The organism is Micromonospora sp. WMMD882 (assembly GCF_027497255.1).
Lineage (GTDB): Bacteria > Actinomycetota > Actinomycetes > Mycobacteriales > Micromonosporaceae > Micromonospora.
Genome location: NZ_CP114903.1, coordinates 548,206 through 568,938, shown reverse-complemented (window position 1 = coordinate 568,938; position 20,733 = coordinate 548,206). Strand labels below are relative to the sequence as shown.

12 protein-coding genes and 1 pseudogene are annotated in these 20,733 nt (G+C 73.7%); 4 read left to right on the top strand and 9 right to left on the bottom strand.

The window, feature by feature from the left end:
* Position 1 precedes the first annotated feature (1 nt).
* Positions 2-730, top strand: a complete 729-nt coding sequence (locus tag O7606_RS02430; RefSeq protein ID WP_281599464.1) for a DUF3159 domain-containing protein — start codon at positions 2-4, stop codon at positions 728-730.
* 312 nt (positions 731-1,042) lie between these two features.
* Here O7606_RS02430 and O7606_RS02425 read toward each other — a convergent pair whose 3' ends face one another.
* The gene (locus tag O7606_RS02425; RefSeq protein WP_281599463.1) at positions 1,043-3,940 is read right to left on the bottom strand and encodes a glycoside hydrolase family 48 protein; all 2,898 of its coding nucleotides are present in this window, start codon (positions 3,938-3,940) and stop codon (positions 1,043-1,045) included.
* A 910-nt stretch (positions 3,941-4,850) separates the two neighbouring features.
* Here O7606_RS02425 and O7606_RS02420 point away from each other — a divergent pair.
* Positions 4,851-6,371, top strand: coding sequence for a GH1 family beta-glucosidase (locus tag O7606_RS02420; RefSeq protein ID WP_281597335.1), 1,521 nt, complete (start codon positions 4,851-4,853; stop codon positions 6,369-6,371).
* A 215-nt stretch (positions 6,372-6,586) separates the two neighbouring features.
* On the opposite strand, the gene O7606_RS02415 is transcribed toward O7606_RS02420, so the two are convergent.
* The 3 genes from O7606_RS02415 to O7606_RS02405 all read right to left on the bottom strand — a co-directional run bounded on the left by O7606_RS02415 (position 6,587) and on the right by O7606_RS02405 (position 11,312).
* Positions 6,587-7,000: a roadblock/LC7 domain-containing protein gene (locus O7606_RS02415; RefSeq protein ID WP_348651152.1), complete on the bottom strand. Its 414-nt coding sequence runs from the start codon at positions 6,998-7,000 to the stop codon at positions 6,587-6,589.
* A gap of 5 nt (positions 7,001-7,005) precedes the next feature.
* Positions 7,006-9,816, bottom strand: a complete 2,811-nt coding sequence (locus tag O7606_RS02410) for a nitrate- and nitrite sensing domain-containing protein (protein ID WP_281597333.1) — start codon at positions 9,814-9,816, stop codon at positions 7,006-7,008.
* A gap of 101 nt (positions 9,817-9,917) precedes the next feature.
* Positions 9,918-11,312 (bottom strand): FGGY family carbohydrate kinase, encoded by a 1,395-nt coding sequence (locus tag O7606_RS02405; protein ID WP_281597332.1) that lies wholly within the window; start codon positions 11,310-11,312, stop codon positions 9,918-9,920.
* 219 nt (positions 11,313-11,531) lie between these two features.
* Here O7606_RS02405 and O7606_RS02400 point away from each other — a divergent pair.
* A pseudogene (locus tag O7606_RS02400) lies at positions 11,532-13,406 on the top strand (anthranilate synthase family protein); the annotation flags it as partial.
* Between the two features lie 227 nt (positions 13,407-13,633).
* Here the strand turns inward: O7606_RS02400 and wrbA are convergent.
* The gene (gene wrbA / locus O7606_RS02395) at positions 13,634-14,254 is read right to left on the bottom strand and encodes an NAD(P)H:quinone oxidoreductase (protein WP_281597331.1); all 621 of its coding nucleotides are present in this window, start codon (positions 14,252-14,254) and stop codon (positions 13,634-13,636) included.
* Positions 14,255-14,356: 102 nt separating this feature from the next.
* Between wrbA and O7606_RS02390 the strand changes: the two genes are divergently transcribed.
* Positions 14,357-14,896: a GNAT family N-acetyltransferase gene (locus tag O7606_RS02390; RefSeq protein ID WP_281597330.1), complete on the top strand. Its 540-nt coding sequence runs from the start codon at positions 14,357-14,359 to the stop codon at positions 14,894-14,896.
* Positions 14,897-15,105: 209 nt separating this feature from the next.
* Here O7606_RS02390 and O7606_RS02385 read toward each other — a convergent pair whose 3' ends face one another.
* From O7606_RS02385 to O7606_RS02370, 4 genes are all read right to left on the bottom strand, one after another.
* Positions 15,106-15,489: a fibronectin type III domain-containing protein gene (locus O7606_RS02385; protein ID WP_281597329.1), complete on the bottom strand. Its 384-nt coding sequence runs from the start codon at positions 15,487-15,489 to the stop codon at positions 15,106-15,108.
* Between the two features lie 107 nt (positions 15,490-15,596).
* Positions 15,597-18,524 (bottom strand): BTAD domain-containing putative transcriptional regulator, encoded by a 2,928-nt coding sequence (locus tag O7606_RS02380; RefSeq protein ID WP_281597328.1) that lies wholly within the window; start codon positions 18,522-18,524, stop codon positions 15,597-15,599.
* Positions 18,525-18,685: 161 nt separating this feature from the next.
* Positions 18,686-19,891, bottom strand: coding sequence for a sn-glycerol-3-phosphate ABC transporter ATP-binding protein UgpC (ugpC, locus tag O7606_RS02375; RefSeq protein WP_281597327.1), 1,206 nt, complete (start codon positions 19,889-19,891; stop codon positions 18,686-18,688).
* 10 nt (positions 19,892-19,901) lie between these two features.
* On the bottom strand, positions 19,902-20,732 hold the full coding sequence (locus O7606_RS02370) for a carbohydrate ABC transporter permease (protein ID WP_281597326.1): 831 nt from the start codon (positions 20,730-20,732) through the stop codon (positions 19,902-19,904).
* Between the last annotated feature and the right edge of the window lies 1 nt (position 20,733).

Sequence of the window (20,733 nt, the reverse complement as noted above, 5' to 3'; positions counted from 1 at the left end):
TATTCCGCAACGTGCCCGACCCCCCGCCGCCGACCCGCCCGCCCCGGAGTCCCTCGCGGATCTGCTCGGCGGTCGGCGCGGCGCGGTGGACGCGACCCTGCCGCCGCTGGCCTTCGGCCTGGGCTGGCTGGTCGACGGCGAGTCGCTGCGCGGCGGGGTGATCGCCGCCGTGGTGACCGCGGCGGTGGTCGCCGGCTGGCGGCTACGTCGGGGTGACCGGCCCCGGTCGGTGCTGGTCGGGCTGCTCGCCGTGTGCGTGGCGGCGCTGGTGGCCCTGCGGACCGGCCGGGCCACCGACTTCTTCCTGATCCAGGTGCTCGCCAACGCGGCCAGCGCGCTGGTCTGGGTGGTCAGCGTCGTGGCGCGCTGGCCGCTGCTCGGGGTGCTGGTCGGGGTGGCGCTCGGGCAGCGGACCCGGTGGCGGCGTGACCGGGCGCTGCTGCGCGCCTACGCCCGGGGCAGTTGGGTCTGGGCGGCCACGTACGCGCTGCGGGTGGCGGTGTTCGTGCCGCTCTACCTGGGTGGGCAGGTGGTCGCGCTGGTCGCCGCCCGGGTCGCGCTGACCTGGCCGCTGGTGGCGGCGGCGTTGGCCGGGAGCTGGCTGGTGGTCCGTCGGTCGCTGCCGGCCGGGCACCCGGGGCTGCGGCACCCGGTGGACGGGGCGACCGCCCCGGAGGCGACCGCGTCGTCGGGCCCGGAGGCGACCGCGTCGACCGGCCCGGAAAAGTGAGGGAGAGGCCGCCACGGGGGGAGCGGCCTCTCCGGGAATCACGTTACTCCGTCGGGGGGCTTCTGTCCCCCCGGGGTGGCCGGGATTTTCGCGCCAGAGCGCAAAAGCCGACCGTCACATCGATGTGGCGGGCCACCGGCGCTGCGCCGGCAGGCCGGTGGCCCGACCACCGCCCGACCGTGGGTATCGGGCGCCCCGGCGGACCGGGCCGGTGATCCCCGCCGACCCGGTCCGGGCCCGGTCGGGCGGCATCCGCCCGACCGGGAAGGAGCCGGTGGGTGGTCGCCGCGGCGACCACCCACCGGGCACGGATCAGCCGTTCGGGAACAGGCGACCGAAGTCGGCGTAGGCCATGGCCACGTCGACCTGCGCCCAGAACCGGTGGTACGTGAACGTCGGCTCGGGGCCGCCGTCCAGGTACGCCTGGACCTTGGGCCAGTCCGGGTCGTTCTTGTAGAAGGAGCGGATGTCGAGGAAGCTCTTGCCCGGGGCGACGGTGTCACCGTTGGGCATCTTGCCGCTCCACCCCTGCGGGATGTAGAGACCCTGGCCGGTGCTGGCGTCGTAGACGTCGTCGAAACGACGGTAGTCGCCACGGGTCTCCGGCCGGGCGACGCCCTTGGCGTCGCTGGCCGCGTAGAGCGCGTCCAGCAGGCCCTTCGCGGTGGTCTTCGCCGCCGCGTTGCCCGACTTGGCCGCGTACGCGATCAGGGTCCGGGCCAGGGAGCCGGTGACGCCGACGTCCTGACCGGTGCTGATCACCTCGACGTGCAGGTTGGTGTTCGCCTGCGGGCTGGTCGGGTTCCAGTTGGCCGGCTGACCGGTCCACTTGAGCTCGGACGGGACCGACCAGTTGGCGCCCACCGTGGTGTTGGCGATGGCCCACGGCACCCACTTGTCCAGCAGCGCCTTGGCCTTGGCGTTGCCGGTCTCCTGGTAGAGCTCGGCGATCCGCTGCATCGACCAGACCTGCATGCCGAACCACTGGTTCGACGGCGGGTCGTTGTAGACCGGGTCGACGTCGTAGAACATGCCGTAGAAGGTGGCGGTGCCGGCCGGCGGGGTGCCGTAGTGGCCGCCCCAGCTGTTGGTGGCGCCACCGGCGATGCCGCCCTCGGCGGACTGGAGCCAGGTGTAGAACTCGAGCTGCCGGTCGAAGCTCTTCTGCCAGTCGGTGACCGCGCTCGGCGACCGCGGCTTCAGCTCGTTGACGTTGGCCATCGCCCACGCCGCGAACGGGTTCTGGTAGCCGAAGTGGCTGTGGCTGGAGCCGATCCGCCACGACCAGTTCTGGCTGGTCTCCAGCGCGCCGCCCCAGGCGTAGTACCAGGACAGCAGGTAGTGCGCGGAGTCCTTGCCGGAGGCCGCCGGGCAGGCGGTGGCGCCGACGCAGTTGCCGATCTTCTTGAAGTACTTGTCGAACAGGGCGTAGCGCAGGTAGTCGCCCATCTTGGCGGCCTTCGCCACGGTGGCCGCCACGTCGGCCTGCTTGTTCTGGGCCTTGGCCCAGACCAGCGCCCAGTACGCGGCCTGCACGGCACGCGCGTCGGCGTCCGGCGCGTTGGTGTACTTCCACTGCTTGGCCGGGGTGCCGCCGGACTCCTTGATGTACAGGTCCAGGAAGCCGTTCGGGCCACCGTGCTTCAGGCTCTCGCAGGACGGCTGCGGAACGGTCTCCCAGACCGACTCCTGGGTGCCGCGCTGGAAGGTGTTGATGTACGCCGGACGGGTGGTGCCGTCGCCGCAGCGGCCGAAGCCGTAGACGTTGTCCACGTCGAGCAGCCAGTGCATGCCGTAGATGTCACCGGTGCCGTAGGTGGTCTGCAGCTCGTTGCGCAGCGGGTCCTGGCCGACCGGCACGTTGGCGTCCAGGGTCGACGGGTACTGGCTGGGCAGGTCGTGCTCGGCGGCGTACTGCGGGGTGCCCGGGGAGCCGGCCGTGGGCTGGTCGGCGTGCGACGGGATGATGTACTTCTCCATCACCGTCCAGGCGTTGTTGAACGGGGCCCAGTTCTGGGTGGCCCGGCCGTAGGCGGCCTCCAGCCAGAGCCAGTAGCTGAACGCCTCGCTGGTGGTCTCGTGCCCGTGGTCGGGAGCCTCGACGATCAGCGTCTCGATGGAGTGGTACGGCACGCCCTCGGGGCTGAAGTACCCCGAGTTCTTGATCTTGCCGTAGAGCTCCAGGAAGCGGGCGTTCCAGACGTTGTCCCCGCCCGGGGTGTCGTTGTCGACCTCGGTGGCGGTGATCGCCAGCGGGGCGTAGCCGGTCGCGGAGGCGGTGATGGTGGCGGCGCCGCCCAGCGTGTCGGCGTCCTCGGCCGCGCTGACCGTGACGTTGACGCCGGTGCTCCAGTTGCTCGGGGTCAGCGTCAGCGAGGCCGGGCTGACGGTGATGTCGGTGTCCCCGGTGCGGGTCAGGGTCACCGGCACGTTGCCCGAGGGCAGGCCGCTGAGCTTGAGGTTCACCGTGGCGCTGCCGCCCTCGGGAACGCCCACCGCCGACGGGGTGGCGACCAGGATCGGGCCGGTGGCCGCGGAGACGGTGAACGACTTCTCGTCGGTCGTCGAGAGGTTGGCGTTGTCGTACGCCTTGGCCTGGACGGTGTAGCTGCCGGCCGGCAGGTCCTCCAGCGTGTACGCGTACGGGGCGCTGGTGTCGGTGTTGACCAGCAGGCCGTTGCGGTAGAACTCGACCTTGCTGACCGTCCCGTCCGAGTCGCTGGCGGTGGCGGTCAGCGGCACGTCCGCCGGGGCCACGAACGGGCCGGACGGCACGGACAACGCGACCGTCGGCGGCTTCGGGGCGGTGGTGCCGCCACAGGTCACGCCGTTGACGCTGAACGAGGTCGGCTTGGTGTTGGTGCCGGTGTGGGTGCCGTTGAAGCCGAGGCTGAGAGACCCGTTGGTGGGGATGCTGCCGTTGTACGACTCGTTGACGGCGGTCACCTCGGTGCCGGACTGGCTCCACCGGGCCGACCAGCCCTGGGTGAGCCGCTGGCCGGAGGGGAAGTTGAACTTCAGCGTCCAGCCGTTGATCGGGTCGCCGAGGTTCTTCAGCGTGACGTTGGCGGTGAAACCGTTGCTCCAGTCGTTGGTCGCGTAGACCACGTCGCAGGCCGGGGCGGCCTGCGCGACGCTGGCCGGCAGGGTGACCCCGCCGATGGCCAGCGTGGTGGCGGCGAGCATCGCCAGCCGGCGACGTCTTGCCAGTTGTCTCATGTGCGCGGTGTCTCCTCGGACCAGGCCGGGGCCGGTGGGGCCCGCGGCGAGCGCCTCCACGCGACAGGTGCGCGGGGGGTGGCAGGCGCGGTGATGGGGGTCGGCCCGCCCGGAACGGGCTGCGGGAGGGGAGCGACGGGCTCGCCCTTCCGCTGGTGGGGTGCCGCCGGCTCAGTGACCGGTTGCCCTCGGCGACCCGCACCCGCGCAATCTGGCTCCGCGGTAGTCGCAGTGTGTCATGGGAGCGCTCCCGTAACAAGAGCACGGGTGAACACCATGCGTCCGGCTTGCATCACTGCAGGTCAGAGGCTCCGAATGTTTCGGTCTCATTTTGGGTCTTTCACAAACCCGTGACGGGCGTTACAGTCGCAGCATCGTCGATGGGAGCGCTTCCATCGACGAGGCTCACGCACTAACTCCATACCGGATCGTCCTCCCGGAACGATCCGGCCCCAGCCCGGAGGGCTGACGGCGGGCCAGCCCGGACTCCGCCGTCAGCCGGATCCCATCCACTCTGAAGGGAGGTGGAACCAGAGCCACTCGCGTGGCCCGGCTCCCGCGCGGCACGTACGACAGGACGCCCATTCCGCTCGTACGTGCACTTGCACCACTGTGGGGACGGGGGTTGCCCTCCCCGTCCCCACACACTAGACCTCCAGTAACGACGGGAAAAGAGGCCGACGGGACAGGCGCGACGCGCCGCCCGGACGGCCTCGTTCGCTATCGGCACCCGGATTCGGCCCCGCCGAGCCGCCGACGACAGCCGTCCCAGCCCCGCTCGACCCGCCGCGACCAGCCCCGGAAGCCTCCGGACCGCACCGCGGTCGACTCACCCTGCCCTATGCTGGGAGCGCTCCCGGCCGCCTGGTGGCGGGCCCCGCATCCACGAGGAGAACGTCCTATGTCGATAGTCACCCGGCGGCGCCTGCACCAACGCGCCGCCTCCGTCGGCGCCGCCACCGCCGAGACCGAGCTGACCGCGGCGCCGACCGTCCCGACGGACCCGGACCCGGCCCCCGCCGCCGGCCTGCCGACGGCCGACGGTCGGACCACCTCGGTGAACGGGCACGGCCCCGGCCGGCACACCGACCCCGAGGGGCAGCTCGGGCTGCGCTTCCCGCCGGACTTCGGCTGGGGCGCCGCCACCTCCGCCTACCAGGTCGAGGGCGCGACCAAGGACGACGGGCGCGGCGAATCGGTCTGGGACACCTTCAGCCGCACGCCCGGCCGGACCCACGGCGGCGACACCGGCGACGTGGCCGCCGACCACTACCACCGCTACCCCACCGACCTCGACCTGATGCGCGACATCGGGCTGCGCAGCTACCGGTTCTCCATCGCCTGGCCGCGCGTCCAGCCCGACGGCGCCGGCACGCCGAACCAGCGTGGCCTCGACTTCTACCGCCGGCTCGTCGACGGGCTGCACGAGCGCGGCATCGCCCCGATGGCCACCCTCTTCCACTGGGACCTGCCGCAGGCCCTGCAGGACCTCGGGGGCTGGGAGAACCGGGACACCGCCCACCGGTTCGCCGACTACGCCCGGGCCGTCTTCGACGCCCTCGGCGAGCAGGTGCCGGTCTGGCTGACCATAAACGAGCCGAAGACCGTGGTGCAGAACGGCTACATCATCGGCCACCACGCCCCCGGTCGGCAGGACCCGGACGCGGCCTACCTGGTCGCCCACCACCTGCACCTCGCCCACGGGCTCGCCGTCCGGCAACTGCGCGACACCGGCAGCGCCAGCCGCATCGGCCCCGCGCTCAACCTGCACCCGTGCTACCCGGCCGACGACTCCCCCGCCAGCACCGCGGCGGCCCACCTGTTCGACGGGTACGAGAACCGCCTCTACCTCGACCCGGTCTTCACCGGCAGGTACCCCGCCGACGTGCTGGCCGACCTCGGCCCCACCAGTCGGCTGGCCCGGGGCATCCGCGAAGGCGACCTGGCCGTCATCTCCAGCCCGGTGGACCTGCTGGCGGTGCAGTACTACACGCCGATCTACGTCACCGCGACCGGTGGCACCGAACGGCGCTGGCCCACCTCGGTGGCCACCTGGCAGCAGATCTTCCCGGAGGGGATGTACGACATCCTGACCCGGGTGACCCGTGACTACGGCCCGGTGCCGATCACCGTCACCGAGAACGGGCTGCCCACCCCGGACGCCCTCGCCGCCGACGGCACGGTCGACGACTCCGGACGCGTCGCGTTCCTCCGCGACCACCTGGCCGCCGCCCACCGGGCGATCGCCGCCGGAGTGCCGCTGGAGAGCTACCACGTGTGGTCGCTGCTGGACAACTTCGAGTGGGAGCAGGGCTACGACCAGCGGTGGGGCCTGATCTACGTGGACTACCCCACCCAGCGGCGCGTCCTGAAGAGCAGCGCCCACTGGTACCGCCGGGTGATCGCCGACAACACGATCTGAGCGCGGACGGTCGCCGGTAGGGCAGACCGGCGCCTCCGGTCGCGGACGGGCCCGGCGGAACAACCCGACGGGCCCGTCGTCCGCCCCACGACAGCGCCGCCACCCCGCACGACCGCGTCACCCGGGGACCACGGCACATCCTGACGCCGCCGTCCGGCGGCCACGACGCGGCCGGGCCACCCGGCGACGACGGTAACGCGCCGCCGGGGAACGACTCAGCGCGGCAGGGCCTGCTGCAACTCCGCGCGCAGCGCCGGGGTCAGCATCTCACCGGCCTGCTTCGCCAGCCGGGCCATCTCGTACCCGACCACGCCGATGTCCGCGTCGGCGGCGGCCAGGGTGGCCAGGATGGAACCGTCGCGGATCTGCATGACCAGGAAGTACCCGCGCCCCATCTCCACCACCGTCTGCTTGACGATGTCACCGTCGAACATCTGCGCCGCCCCGGCCGTGATGCTCATCAACCCGGACGTCACCGCCGCCAGCTTGTCCGCGTGGTCCCGGGGCAGATGGTCGGAGATCGCCACCAGCAGCCCGTCGGACGACACCACGATCGCGTGCGCGACGCCCGGCACCCGCTCGGTGAAAGCGCTGACCAGCCAGCTCAGGTCACGCGCCTCTTGGCTCAACGTCATCAATACTGTTCCCCTTCGCTGCGCGGCCCGGTCGGCGGCACGGGTAGCTCCCGGGTGTCGTCCGACAGGGTGATCTCCCTGGTGTCGTCCTCGGCCTCGGCACGGCGTACCCCGCCGTAGAACCGGGACAGCATCCCTCCCACGGCGTCCGGGTCCGGGTCGTGCCGGGACCTCGGTGCGGCCGGCTGCGCCGACCGGGTCACCGCGGCCAACTGCGCCATCGGCACCCGCACCGGTAGCCCCCGCTCGTTGACTCCCCCGGTGACCGGCGTGGCCGGCGGCGTCGGCGCGCCCGCCGGGCGACCCGGCGACGTCGGCGGCTTCCGCGACCACCACGTGCTGGCCTCCGGCGCCGACGTGCCGGCCGCGGAGTCGAGCACGTCCTCGGCGCGGGTCGGCACCGGCCGCGGGCCGGCCGGCCGCTCCGGTGGCCGCCCCGCCACCGGCAACTCCAACCCGCCCGGCCGCCGGGGTGGCGGGGCGAGGAGACCGGGCTGACCGCCGCCCCCGCCGGGCCCGCCCGCCGTGCCACCGGCGCCGGGCGTCAAGGGACCGGCCCCACCACCCGGCACGCCGCCGGGGCCGAAGCCACCACCCGGCACGCCGCCGGGGCCGAAGCCACCACCCGGCACGCCGCCGGGGCCGAAGCCACTGCCCGGACCGGGCGCCGGGGCCGCCACGCCGTTCGTCCCCCGCCGGGCCCCCTGGGCCCCACCGCCGGACCCGGCCAGCGCGGCCCGGCCGGCCGCGCTGGCCAGCGCCGCGGTCAGCATCCGCCGCGACGCCGGGGCCCGCAGCTCCCGCTCCGGCGCCGGGGCCAGCAGCGCCGCCGGCAGGGTCACCCGGGCCACCACCCCCTCCGGCTGCCCGGCGCGCAACCGCACCTCGATCCTGTGTCGGACCGCCAGGTGCCCGACCACGAACAGCCCCATCCGCTCGGACGCCGCCACGTCGGCCGCCGGCGGACTGGCCAGCAACCGGTTCGTCTGCTCCAACGCCGACGGGCTCATCCCCAGCCCCTGGTCGGCGATCTCGACGACCGCTCCGCCGTCGACCGCCGCGGCGCTGACCCGGACCAGCGTGTCCGGCCGGGAGAAGGCGGTGGCGTTCTCCAGCAGCTCCGCCAGCAGGTGCACCACCTCGCCCACCGCGTGCCCGACCACGTGCAGGTCGGCCACGGAGTCGTGCCGGATCCGCTGGTACTGCTCGATCTCCGCCCCGGCGGCCAGCAGCACCGAGGGCAGACCGATCGGCCGGTTCCAGCGTCGGCTGGACTCCGACCCCGACAGCACCAGCAGGCTCTCGTCGTTACGACGCATCCGGGCCGCGAGATGGTCCAGCTTGAACAGGTTCTCCAACTGGTCCGGGTCGCTCTCGTCGCGTTCCAGGTCGTCCAGCAGCTCCAACTGGCGCTCCACCAGCACCTGGCTGCGGCGGGCCAGGTTGACGAACATGGCGTTGACGTTGCGGCGCATCGTCGCCTGCTCCAGGGCCACGCTCACCGCGCTGCGGTGCACCGCGACGAACGCCTCCGCCAGCTCACCGATCTCGTCCAGGGACCGGACCACCGCCGGCGCGACCTCGATCTCCGGGACCCCGCCGGTCACCGTGCGCAGCCGGTCCAGCGTGTCGGGCAGCTCCAGCTGGGCGATACGCAACGCCTGCCCGCGCAGCAACCGCATCGAGCGCGCGATGGACCGGCCGATCAGCACCGAGATCAACAACGCCACCAGCAGCACCGCGACGATCCCGCCGACGACCAGCAGGGTCTGCCGCAACTGCGCCCCCCGGGCCTGCCCGGCCTGGGTCACCGCGTCTTCCAACACCCCCGCCTCGACCTGTCGCAGCAGCTCGTGGCGCTGCTCGCTGGCCGCCCACCACTGGGTCGCCGGCAGCACCGCCGGGTCGGCCCCGCCGACCGGCAGGCTCTGTTCCTCCAGGCGGGTCGCCGACACGAACGCCGGATCCAGCGTGGTCTGGTCGTACCGGCGCACCTGGGCGACCGTGGCCGCGCCCCGGAACGCCCCCAGCGCGGTCAACTGCTGGGCCCGCAGGTCGGTCAGGAGGACCTGGTCCTCGACCCCGTACCGGCCGGCCCGGGCGGCCACGTAGAGCTGGGCCCGGATCCGGGAGGAGAGCTCCTTCACCCGGGCCAGTTGGACGTAGCGCAGCACCGCGTCGCTCAGCTCGGGCGCGTCCGGGCCCGGCGACGGCTCGGCCAGCAGGTTCAGCAGCTCGTCGACGAGGCGGTCGTAGTTGCCCAGCACCGTGCCGCTGCTCAACACCCCCGGGCCGATCGCCGACCGCAGGTAGACGATCTGGTCGTACGCCTCCAGCGCCTCCGCGTACGACACCCGCCAGGCGGCGTCGGAGTCGGCCAACGGCTCGGCGGCCCGCCGGAGCCGCTGCATCGCCTCGTCGGTGGCGGCCTGCAACGGCTTGAGCGCCACCGCCGGATCGGCGCGGACCGTGTCGCCGCCGGCCGCCCGCAGCCCGGCCAGCTCGCCGGCCGACCGGTCCCGTTCCTGCTGGAGCTGGTGCACGGCGAGGGTGATCTCCCGGCCGATCGCCACCTGCTCGGCGAAGCCGCTGAGCACCCCCGCCTGACCGACCAGGCCCCGGGTCTGCACCCCGGCCAGCACCAGGAACGCCACCGACGGGATGATCAGCACAGCCGCCAGTTTGGTGCGGATCCGCCAGTCCCGCAGCCGGAACGGGGACCGCCGCCGGTGCGGCACCACCCGGACGTCCAGCCGGCGTCGACGGGACGGGGCCGCCGTGCCGTCCGTCTGCTCCGGACCCGTCCCCACGCACACCTCCCCCGTCACCTCGCGTCCGCCGCGAGACCGGGGAGCGGAGTCCATCCAACCAGGCCAGCGGATACTGTCAACGGGTCAGTCGGGGGAGAGGCTCAGGAGCGTGCCCCTCCTACCGGACCCGGTGAGCGTCGATCATCCGTCCGGCCGATGCCGGTCAGCTCCGCCGCCTCCGCCAACCGGCCCGCCGCGACCAGCGCCGCCCCGGTCGCGCCGATCTCCGGGTTCGCCTGGTGCCGCACCGGGCGGGGGGCCAGCGCCACCGCGAACGCCTCCCGCCACCACGGCGAGGCGGTCACCGCTCCCCCACCCAGCACCACCTCGACCGGGTGACCCACGGTCGACTCGACCCCGGCGAGGTCGTCGGCCACCCGGGCGCAGACCCCGGCCAACAGTCCGGCCAGGATCTCCACCGCCGTGGTGGACAGCGACAGCCCCGCCAACCGGCCCGAGCCGGCCGGGTCCAGCCCCGGCGGCCGGTCGCCGCCGAACCGGGGGTCCGCCGACACGCCGCCGGACCTCGGCACCCGTGCCAGCGCGGCGTGCAGCTCCTCGCCCTGCGGCAGCCGCAGCTCCCGGTTCGCCCAGGCGAACAGGTTGCCGGCGGAGGAGTACGCGGCTCCGGTCACCACGTGGTCGTGGTCGACCCGGTAGCGCCACAGCCCCGAGGGCAGCAACGGCAGCGGCGCGCCCGCCGGGGCCGCCTGGAGCAGCCGTACCGCCGCGGAGGTGCCCACGGTCACCGCGGCCCGGTCCGGGCCGACGCAGCCGGAGCCGACATTCGACGCCGCGCCGTCGCCGATCGGCGCGGCCCACGCCGCGCCGGCCAACCCGGGCCAGCGCCGGGCGAACTCCGGCCGCAGCCGGCCCCGCCAGCCGGCCGGCGCCAGCACGGGAAGCTCCTGCGGACGCACCCCGGCCAGGTCGCACGCCTCCGGATCCCATTCGCAGGCACGCAGGTCCAGCAGACCCGTCCCGGACGCCTGGGAGACCGACATCGGGGCCTCGCCGAGCAGGGCGCCGAGCACGAACTCGGCCAGCCCGACGAACCGGGCCACCGCCGCCCGCTTGCGCAGCCAGGGCAACCGCACCGACCAGTAGCAGCGGTGCCACCACGCGCCGGTGCGCTGGTGGAAGGCGTCCGGGTCGACCGGACCGGACTGACCGGGCAGCGGCTCCGGGCGGCTGTCCAGCCAGGTCAGCACCGGCCCGAGCGGGGCACCGGCGGCGTCGGTCGGCAGCACCGAGTGCCACTGCGCCGACACGGCGACCAGCTCGACGCCCGCCAGGTGACCGGCGGCGGTCAACTCGTCCAGGCACTCGACCAGACAGGCCAGGTACCCGGGGCCGTCGAGGGTGCCCGCGCCGTCGTCGTCGACGGTCAGTCGCATCTTGCGGCGGGCCAGCGCGCCGGGCAGCGGCGTGGTGCGCTCGTCCAGCACGAGCCCACGCACCGAGGAGGTGCCCAGGTCGAGAGCGAGAATCTTCATCGTCGGTCACCGTACCCGGCGCAGACGTCTTCCCTGGCGGGGTGTCGGCGCGTAGGCTCCCGACATGCCCACGCGCCCGTGCTCCTGGTGGCCCGCCGACCTGGCGGTCCCCACGCGCGGATAGCGTTTCCGCACCGGCCGCCCGACGAGGCGGCCACCGGTCCCGTGCCGGTCGTGGCGCCCCACCGGCGGCCACCGGCCCGAGGAGACCGACCCCCGATGACCGACCTCAACGCCCTGCTCGCCGTGCTGTCCGCCGGCGGCGACCCCGGCCCGTTCGCGCTGCTGCGCCGGGAGGGCGCCGATCACCTCGACCTGTTCACCGGCCCGGTACGCGCGGTGGACCGGCTCGCCGACGTGCCGCTGCCCGACGGCGACGCCGGCCCCCGCACGCTGGCCCTGGTGCCGTACCGGCAGGTCACCGAACGCGGGTTCGCCTGCGTCGACGACGGCACGCCGCTGGAGTGCCTGGAGATCACCGGGCGGGCGCGGGTCGGGCTGGCCGAGGCGCTGCGGCTGCTGCCCGACGTTCCGGTGGCCGCCACCGGCGCGGGGTTCGACCTCGACGACGACCAGTACGCCGCGACCGTCGACCGGGTGCTGCGCGAGGAGATCGGCCGGGGCGAGGGGGCGAACTTCGTCATCCACCGCACCCTGCGGGCCCAGGTGCCGGGCGTCCCGCTGGCGGCGGCGCTGGCCGCGCTGCGCCGGCTGCTGGTCGCCGAGCGCGGCGCGTACTGGACGTTCCTGGCGCACACCGGGACCCGGACCCTGGTGGGGGCCAGTCCCGAACGGCATGTCAGCGTCGAGGACGGGTTGGTGATGATGAACCCGATCAGCGGCACCTTCCGGCACGGCGGCGCGACCGCCGACCGGGACGCGCTGCTGCGTTTCCTCACCGACCCGAAGGAGGTCGACGAGCTGTACATGGTGCTCGACGAGGAGCTGAAGATGATGGCCACGGTCGCCGAGACCGGCGGCCAGGTGGTCGGGCCGTACCTGAAGGAGATGGCCCATCTGACGCACACCGAGTACCTGCTGGCCGGTCGGAGCACCCGGGACGTGCGGGAGGTGCTGCGGGAGACGATGTTCGCCCCCACCGTCACCGGCAGCCCGATGGAGAACGCCTGCCGGGTCATCGCCCGGCACGAGCGCGTCGGCCGCCGCTACTACGCCGGGGTGCTCGCGCTGCTCGGCCGGGACGACGCCGGCCGGCAGACCCTCGACGCCCCCATCCTGATCCGCACCGCCGAGTTCACCCCGGACGGCGAGCTGCGGGTCCCGGTCGGCGCGACGCTGGTGCGGCACTCCACCGCGGCGGGGGAGGTCGCCGAGACGCACGCCAAGGCGGCCGGGGTGCTCGCCGCGCTCGGCCTGCGTCCGGACGCGCCGCGCCCCGACCACCGCGCCCCGGTGGCCCGGCTCGCCGACGACCCGCGGGTACGCGCCGCGTTGGCGGCCCGCAACGACCGGCTGGCCCGGTTCTGGCTGGACCAGCGTCCTCCCGCCCCGGTCACCGCGTCCCGCCCCCGGGCGCTGATCGTCGACGGCGAGGACACCTTCACCGGCATGCTGGCCCACCAGCTCGCCGCGCTCGGGCTGGCCGTGACCGTACGACCCTGGCACCGGCCCGGCCCGGTCGACGCGTACGACCTGGTGGTGGTCGGTCCCGGCCCGGGCGATCCGCGGGCGGTCGGCGGGGCGAAGATGGCGGCCCTGGGTGAGCTGTTGGGCGGACTGCTGGCCGAGGGGCGGCCGACCCTGGCGGTCTGCCTCGGCCACCAGGTGCTGTGTGGGCTGCTCGGCCTGCCCCTGCGCCGGCGCGCGGCGACCTACCAGGGGCTCCAGCGGGACGTGACGTTGTTCGGCGTGACCCGGCGGGTCGGTTTCTACTCGACGTTCACCGCGTCGGCCGACAGCGAACGCCTGGACACCGTCCACGGCCCGGTCGAGGTGGCCCGGGACGGCGCCGACCGGGCGGTGCACGCGCTGCGTGGTACGGGTTTCGCCGGCGTCCAGTTCCACCCGGAGTCGGTGCTGAGCCGGGACGGGATGGCCGTGCTGGCCGATCTGCTCGACCACCTGCTGCCGGCCCGGGGCCGCCTGGAGCGGCCCACGACGGCGACGGCCACGACAGTCACGGCTACGACGGCCGTGACGACGGCTGCGCCGGCGACCGGACAGCGCGGGCCGGCGGGGCCGGAACCGGCGGCGACCGGTACGCATAACGGCGTCGAAGCCGGGTAGGGCACGATCCGACCGGTGGTCCGGACGGGTCGAGAGCCCCCGCCCGGGCCACCGGTCGCCTGGTCGACCGGGCGTCAGCCCGCCGCGCCGCCCCGTCGCAGCCGGCTGGCCAGCGCCACCGCCCGCTTGGCGGTCAACGCCGTCGCGGCCAGCGCGACGTGGTCCGGGGCGACCTCCCCGTTGTTGCTGGTGTGCGAGGCGCCGTAGGGGTTGCCGGCGACGAACTGGCTGGGGTCGGTGTAACCGGGGGTGACGACGATCCCGCCCCAGTGGTAGAAGACCGTGTACAGCGACAGCAGCGTCGCCTCCTGCCCGCCGTGCGCGGTCGCCGTGGAGCAGAACCCGGTGTAGACCTTGTCGGCCAGCGCGCCCTGCGCCCACAGCGGTCCGCTGGTGTCGATGAACTGCTTGAGCTGGGCGGCGACCATCCCGTACCGGGTGGGCGATCCCATGATCACCACGTCGGCCCAGGAGAGGTCGTCGAGCTGCGCCTCGGGCACGTCCTGGGTCTCCAGCACGTGCGCCTGCCAGCCCGAGTTGGACCGGATCGCCTCGTCCGGGGCCAGCTCACGCACCTTGCGCAGGCGCACCTCGGCGCCTGCCTCGCCCGCGGCCTCGCAGGCCGCCTGGGCCATCTGGTAGGTGATGCCGGTCGCGCTGTAGTAGATCACCGCGACCTTGGTCCGATCGTCCATCGGTGTCCCCTCCTCGAAGTGGATCAACTCAGTCGACTACCCGGTGTCCCGGGCGACAAACCGGCTCGCCCGCCCCGCCCCGTGACTGGCATGCTCGACGGCGTGCAGATCAGGGACGCCACCGCCGACGACTGGCCGCGGATCTGGCCCTTCCTGCGGGAGATCGTCGCGGCCGGGGACACCTACACCTGGCCCCGCGACGTGGACGAGCCGACGGCCCGGACGCTGTGGCTGCCGCCACCCCCGGCCCGTACGGTCGTCGCCGTCGACCGGCCCGGCGACGGAGACCATGACGGCCACCGGGGCCGGGCCCGAGCCGGCGCCGGCGAGCGGGTGCTCGGCTCGGCGAAGCTCCTGCCCAACCAGGGCGGGCCGGGCGCGCACGTGGCCAACGCCAGCTTCATGGTCGCCCCGGCCGCCGCCGGCCGCGGCGTCGGACGGGCGCTCGGCCGACGCCTGCTCGACCTGGCCCGCGCCGACGGCTACCGGGCGATGCAGTTCAACGCGGTGGTCGAGACCAACACCCGGGCGGTACGCCTGTGGCGCTCGCTCGGCTTCGACGTCGTCGGTCGGATCCCGGAGGGCTTCCGGCTCCCCGACGGCCGCTACGTCGACCTGCTGGTGATGCACCAGCGGCTCTGACCGACGGCGCGATCCGGGCTGACCGGCATCGATCGGTTTGTCCTCAAGTTTTCCGCAAGTTCCACGGCGGCCGGGCGCCGGCCGACCGCCCCGGCGCGATGCTGCTTCCAGCGGCAACGGTGGGGCCCCCGGCCCACCGCCGACGAACCTGAACGGGGGATCGCGCTCCGCCTACGGCAGCGCCGGGCGGAGCGCGATCAGGGGGCGGCTCAGGGTTGGTCGACGGGCGGGGCGGGCAGCGTGCGGAAGGTGACCGGCTCGGACAGCGGGCTCGTGCCGTAGTCGGTGCCGTACAACGCCGCGGCGTAGACCGCGAAGGTGTACTCGGTGTCGGGGGTCAGCCCGGCCAGCGTGAACGACGTGAAGGGCATCGAGGCGTACCCCTGCCACTCACCGTCGACGAGCTGTTTCATCGAATAGCGCCAGACCGGCCCGTCGGGCCGGGTCCAGGTGAGCACGGCGCCGGTGGCGGTCACCTGGGAGGCGACCGGCTGCCCCGGCGCGGGCAGCGGGACGACGGCCGCCGCCGGGGCGACCGGCGCGGCGAGCGTGGCGAGCAGCACGGCCAGGGCGAGCACGGCCAGGCGGGACATCCGGCGAGACATGGTAGGCGGCCTCCTCGGCGGTGTGGGGCGGTACTCCGACGCTACCAAGACATCGACGCTTGACGAACCTTTCGGCCGGTCGGGTTCCCGTCGGCTCACTCCACCGGGACGGCCCGGTGCCCGTCCGCCGTGGGGGCGGTCTCCGGTTGGCCGTGTCGGGCCAGCAGCGCCGCCAGCCGCCCGGCCTCGGGATGCTCGACCGCCGCGAAGACGCCGTACGCCCGCCGCCAACTGTCCACCGCCGCGTCCGGGTCGCCGGCGGCGAGCTGGGCCGCGCCGAGCCGGCGCAGCGAGTACGCCTCCTGGATCCGGTCGCCGAGCGCCACGAAGAGCGCGAGCGCCTGCTGGTGGCAGTCGACCGCCCGCCGTGGATCGATGTGCTGGTAGGCGGAGCCGAGGCTGTCCCAGACGCTCGCCTCACCGATCCGGTCCCCGGCCCGCTGGAGCCGCTCCAGCGCCTCCCGGCAGTGGCGGACGGCTTCCTCGTACGCGCCGAGCTGGGCGTGGCACCAGCCGACCGAGTTGAGCGCGTAGCTCACCCCCCGCTCGTGCCCGGCCCGCCGCAGCAACGCCAGGGCCCGCTGGTCGTGCCGCAGCGCCTCGGCCAGCTCGCCCTGCTCCTCCGCCAACCAGCCCAGGCAGCGCCAGGTGAACCCCTCGCCGACCAGGTCACCGAGGTCGCGGCAGAGCGCCAACGTCCGAACGTACTCGGCGCGCGCCTCGTCGAACCGGCGTAGCCGCACGTACGCCCCGCCCAGCTCCCGGCAGGTTTTCGCCATCGCGACGGGGTCGCCGGTGCGGGTGGCGGCCTGGGCGCCGATCCGTCCGACGTGGAGCAGGTCGTGCCAGTGCCCCTGCCGGGTGAGGAAATTCATCGCCGCCCAGGACAACGCCCACGCCTGGTCGTCGAAGCCCTCCTGAACGGCCTGCTCCAGCCGGGACCGCAGCCCCGCGTGCTCCTCCTGCCACCAGCGCAGCGCGGCCTGTCGGTCGGTGAACCCGAGGACGGTCGCCCCCTGCGCCGGCGCCGGCAGCGACAGCGGATCACGGGTGGGCCACAGCGTCCGGTCCGCGGCCAGCGCGGTGTGCAGGTGGTGGTCGAGCAGCCGCCGCAGCGCCGCCCGCCGCTCGGCCGTGCCCCGCGCCGGGCCCAGCTCCCCGGCGTAGGCCCGCAGCAGGTCGTGGCAGCCGTGCCGGCCGGGCCGGGGCTCGGTCACCAGGTGCGCCGAGACCAGCTCCCGCAGCGCGGGACGTACCCGCAGGACCGGCTGACCGGCCAGACTAGCCGCCGCCGCCACGCTGATCTCGGCTTCCGCGGGCAGACCCAGCAGGGGAAACAGCCGACCGGCCGGGCCGCTGAGCCGGCGGCGGGACCAGGACAGCACGGCCCGCACGTCGGTGCCGGGGTCGCCGCCGTCGAACGCGTCCAGGTCGGGCCGGTCCCGTCCGATCCGCAGCTCCTCGGCGAAGACGCGCAGCGGCGCGTCCGGGTGGGTGGACGCCCGGGCCGCCACCACCGCCAGGGCCAGGGGCAGCCGGGCGCAGGACGCCACGATGTCGTCCACCGCCCGGGACTGCCCGACCAGCCGGTCCGCGCCGAGCCGGCGCGCAAGCAGCAGCCGGGCATCCGCGGCGTCGAGCAGGTCGAGCCGGATCTGCTCGGCGCCGTCGGCCACCACCAACCCGGCCAACCGGTTACGGCTGACGGCGACCACGGCACAGCCCGGCGTCCCGGGCAGCAGGGGACGGACCTGGTCGACGTCGGCGATGTTGTCCAGCACGACCAGGATCCGCCGACCGGCCAGCAGCGACCGGTAGCGGGCGGTCTGCGCCTCCAGGGTCGCGGGGATCCGGGCCGAGGGCACCCCGAGGGCGTCCAGGAAGCCCCGGACCGCCTCGCCGGGCTCCACCGCCACCGCGTCCGGGCCGAACCCGCGCAGGTCGATATGGAGCTGACCGTCGGGGAAGGCGGCCACGACGGAGTGCGCCAGTCGCAGCGCGAAACAGGTCTTGCCGACGCCGGCCGGCCCGGAGACCAGCAACGTCACCGGTCGCTCGGCGGCGTCGGCCAGCAGCCGGGTGGCCCGGGCCAGCTCCGCCGACCGCCCGACCAGTCGGGGCGGGTCGGGCGGCAGCAGCGCCGGCACGACCGGCTTGGGCTCCCGGGCGGAGAACGCCGGCGCCGGCAGGCGACGGCGCAGGATGTCGCGTTGCAGCTCCTCGAGGCGAGGAGCGTCCAGCCCGCGGTCGTGGAGCAGCCGCAGGCCCGCACGGCACACCTCAGCCGCCTGGTCGACCCGGTGGTCGGCGTAGAGCGCCGTGGCGAGCAACTCCCGGGCCGCCTCGTCGTAGGGGTCCTCGGCCAGCAGCGTGGTCAACCCGCCGAGCGCCTCGGCGGGTTGGCCGAGGGTGAGCAGGGCCGCCCCGTGGGCGCGTCGGGCCGAGCGGCGTACCGTGTCGAGCCGGGCCGTCCGGGCCAGCACGAACGGCCGGCGGGCCAGGTCGGCGAAGGCCGGCCCCCGCCACAGCGCCAGCGCCTCGGAGAGCAGGACGGCGGCCCGTTCCACCAGGTCCGTCTCGTCGGCGGCGAGCAGCCGAAGGGCCTCCGCCACCCGCCGCTCGAAGCGGTCCGCGTCAACCGCGTCGAAGGGCAGGTCCAGCCGGTACGCCACGCCCGCGCCACCGCCGACGGTCACCAGCACCGGCCCGGCCGTCGCGTCGGCCGGCGGCAACGCCCGACGCAGGTGTGACACGTGGCTGCGCAGGGTCGCCCGGGCCCCCTCCGGGGCGGGGTCCCCCCACAGCAGCTCGACGATCCGCTCCGCCGGCACCGCCGAGCCCGCCTCGACCAGCAGCACGGACAACAACTCGACGAGTTTCGGCCCCAGGCGCACCGGCCGCTGGTCGAAGCTCACCTCGATCGGGCCGAGCACACCGACACGCAGCATCGCGACCACCCCTCCCACCGACTCCCCCCGGACCGGGCAGCAGAGCTCCACGTCCGCGCGCGGGCGGACGGGCACCGGGGTAACGGTAGCCGGATCGGCCGCCGCAACCGGTCTTCCATCCGACTTCCACACGGACCGGACAGGATCGACATCCAGGAGGGTCGGGCCGGGGAAGGTGGCCCGGCACACGGACGGGGGCGCCCGGCACGGGGCGGGCGCCCCCGTCCACAAGGGCGTCAGTCGGCGAGCGCGCCCGCCGCGCGGCCCTCGTGCAGGGTGAGGTTGCGGCCGGTCGTCGGGTCGAACAGGTGGATCTTCTCCAGGTTGAACCAGACCCGCCGGTTCTCGCCCTCGCTCACCGTCGACTCGGCGGAGAGCCGGGTCACCAGGTTGCCGCCCGCCCCGGCGAAGTCCGCGCCGGTGTCGGCGGCCAGCTCCTCCAGCTCGGCGGCGCTGGCCTGTTCCCCCTCGACGGTGAAGTAGACGTACTTGTCCGAGCCCATGGACTCGACGATGTCCACCGGGGCCTCGAACTCCATGCCCCGCCGCCGGGTGTCGTCGTCGACCAGCTCGGCGTCCTCGAAGTGCTCCGGCCGTACCCCGAGGATCAGCTCCCGGGGTGCGTCGGCGCCCTCCAGCTCGCGGCGCATCCGCTCGCCGATCGGCACGTCACCCAGGGCGGTCCGCAGCTTGCCGTCCTCCACGGCCGCGTGCAGGAAGTTCATCGACGGTGAGCCGATGAACCCGGCGACGAACAGGTTGCGGGGGTTGTCGTACAGCTCCTGCGGCGGGCCGACCTGCTGGATCGCGCCGCCCCGCATGATCACGACGCGGTCGCCGAGGGTCATCGCCTCGGTCTGGTCGTGGGTGACGTAGACGGTGGTGGTGCCGAGCTGCTTCTGGAGGCGGGACACCACCGTACGCATCTGCACCCGCAGCTTGGCGTCCAGGTTGGACAGCGGCTCGTCCATCAGGAACGCCTTGGGCTGGCGCACGATGGCCCGGCCCATCGCCACCCGCTGCCGCTGCCCGCCGGAGAGGTTGGCCGGTTTGCGGTCCAGCAGCGCGGTCAGCTCCAGCACCTTCGCCGCCTCGTCGACCTTCTTGTCGATGGTCTCCTTGTCGAGTTTGGCCAGCCGCAGCGGGAACGCCATGTTCTCCCGGACGGTCATGTTCGGGTAGAGCGCGTACGACTGGAACACCATCGCGATGTCCCGGTCCCGGGGGGCCTTGTCGTTGACCCGCTGGCCGCCGATGCGCAGCTCCCCGGAGCTGATGTCCTCCAACCCGGCGATCATGTTCAGGGTGGTGGACTTCCCGCAGCCGGAGGGGCCGACCAGGATGACGAACTCGCCGTCGGCGATCTCCAGGTCCACGTCCTGTACGGCGGTGGTGCCGTCCGGGAACTTCTTGCTCACCTTGTCGAGCACGATGTCAGCCACGATGGTTCACCTATCCCTTGACGGCGCCGGAGGTCAGGCCGGAGACGATGCGACGCTGGAAGAAGAGGACGAACAGGATGATCGGAATGGTGATCATCACGGCGGCCGCGCAGATCGCCCCGGTGGGGTCCTGGAACTGCGACTCGCCGGTGAAGAACGACAACGCCACCGGCACCGTGCGGGACCGCTCGGTGGAGGTCAACGAGATGGCGAAGAGGAAGTCGTTCCAGCAGAAGATGAAGACCAGGATCGCCGTGGTGAACAACCCCGGCGCGGCCAACGGGGCGATGACCCGCCGGAACGCCTGACCCTGGGTCGCGCCGTCCATCTTCGCGGCCTTCTCCAGGTCCCACGGGATCTGCTTGAAGAACGCCGACAGCGTGTAGATCGCCAACGGCAGCGAGAACGTGATGTACGGCAGGATCAGCCCCGGCCAGGTGTCGAAGATGCCGAGCTGCCGTTCGATCTCGAACAGCGGCGACACCAGGGAGACCTGCGGGAACATCGCGATCAGCAGGGACACCCCGACCAGGGCCCGCTTGCCCGGGAAGTCCAGCCGGGAGATCGCGTACGCGGCCATCGCGCCGAGAACCACCGCGATGAACGTGGCGATCAGGGCGATCCCGATCGAGTTGATCAGCGCCCGGACGAACTGGTCGGTGGAGAAGATCGTCCGGTAGTTCTCCAGGGTCCACTCCTGCGGGATGAACTTCCCGTCGGTGAGCGTCGCCGGGGTCTTCAACGACAGCGAGACGATCCACAGCACCGGGATCAGCGCGAAGACGACCACGATGACGTCCAGCAGACCCCAGCGCACCTTCGCGCGGGTGGTGTCAGCCATC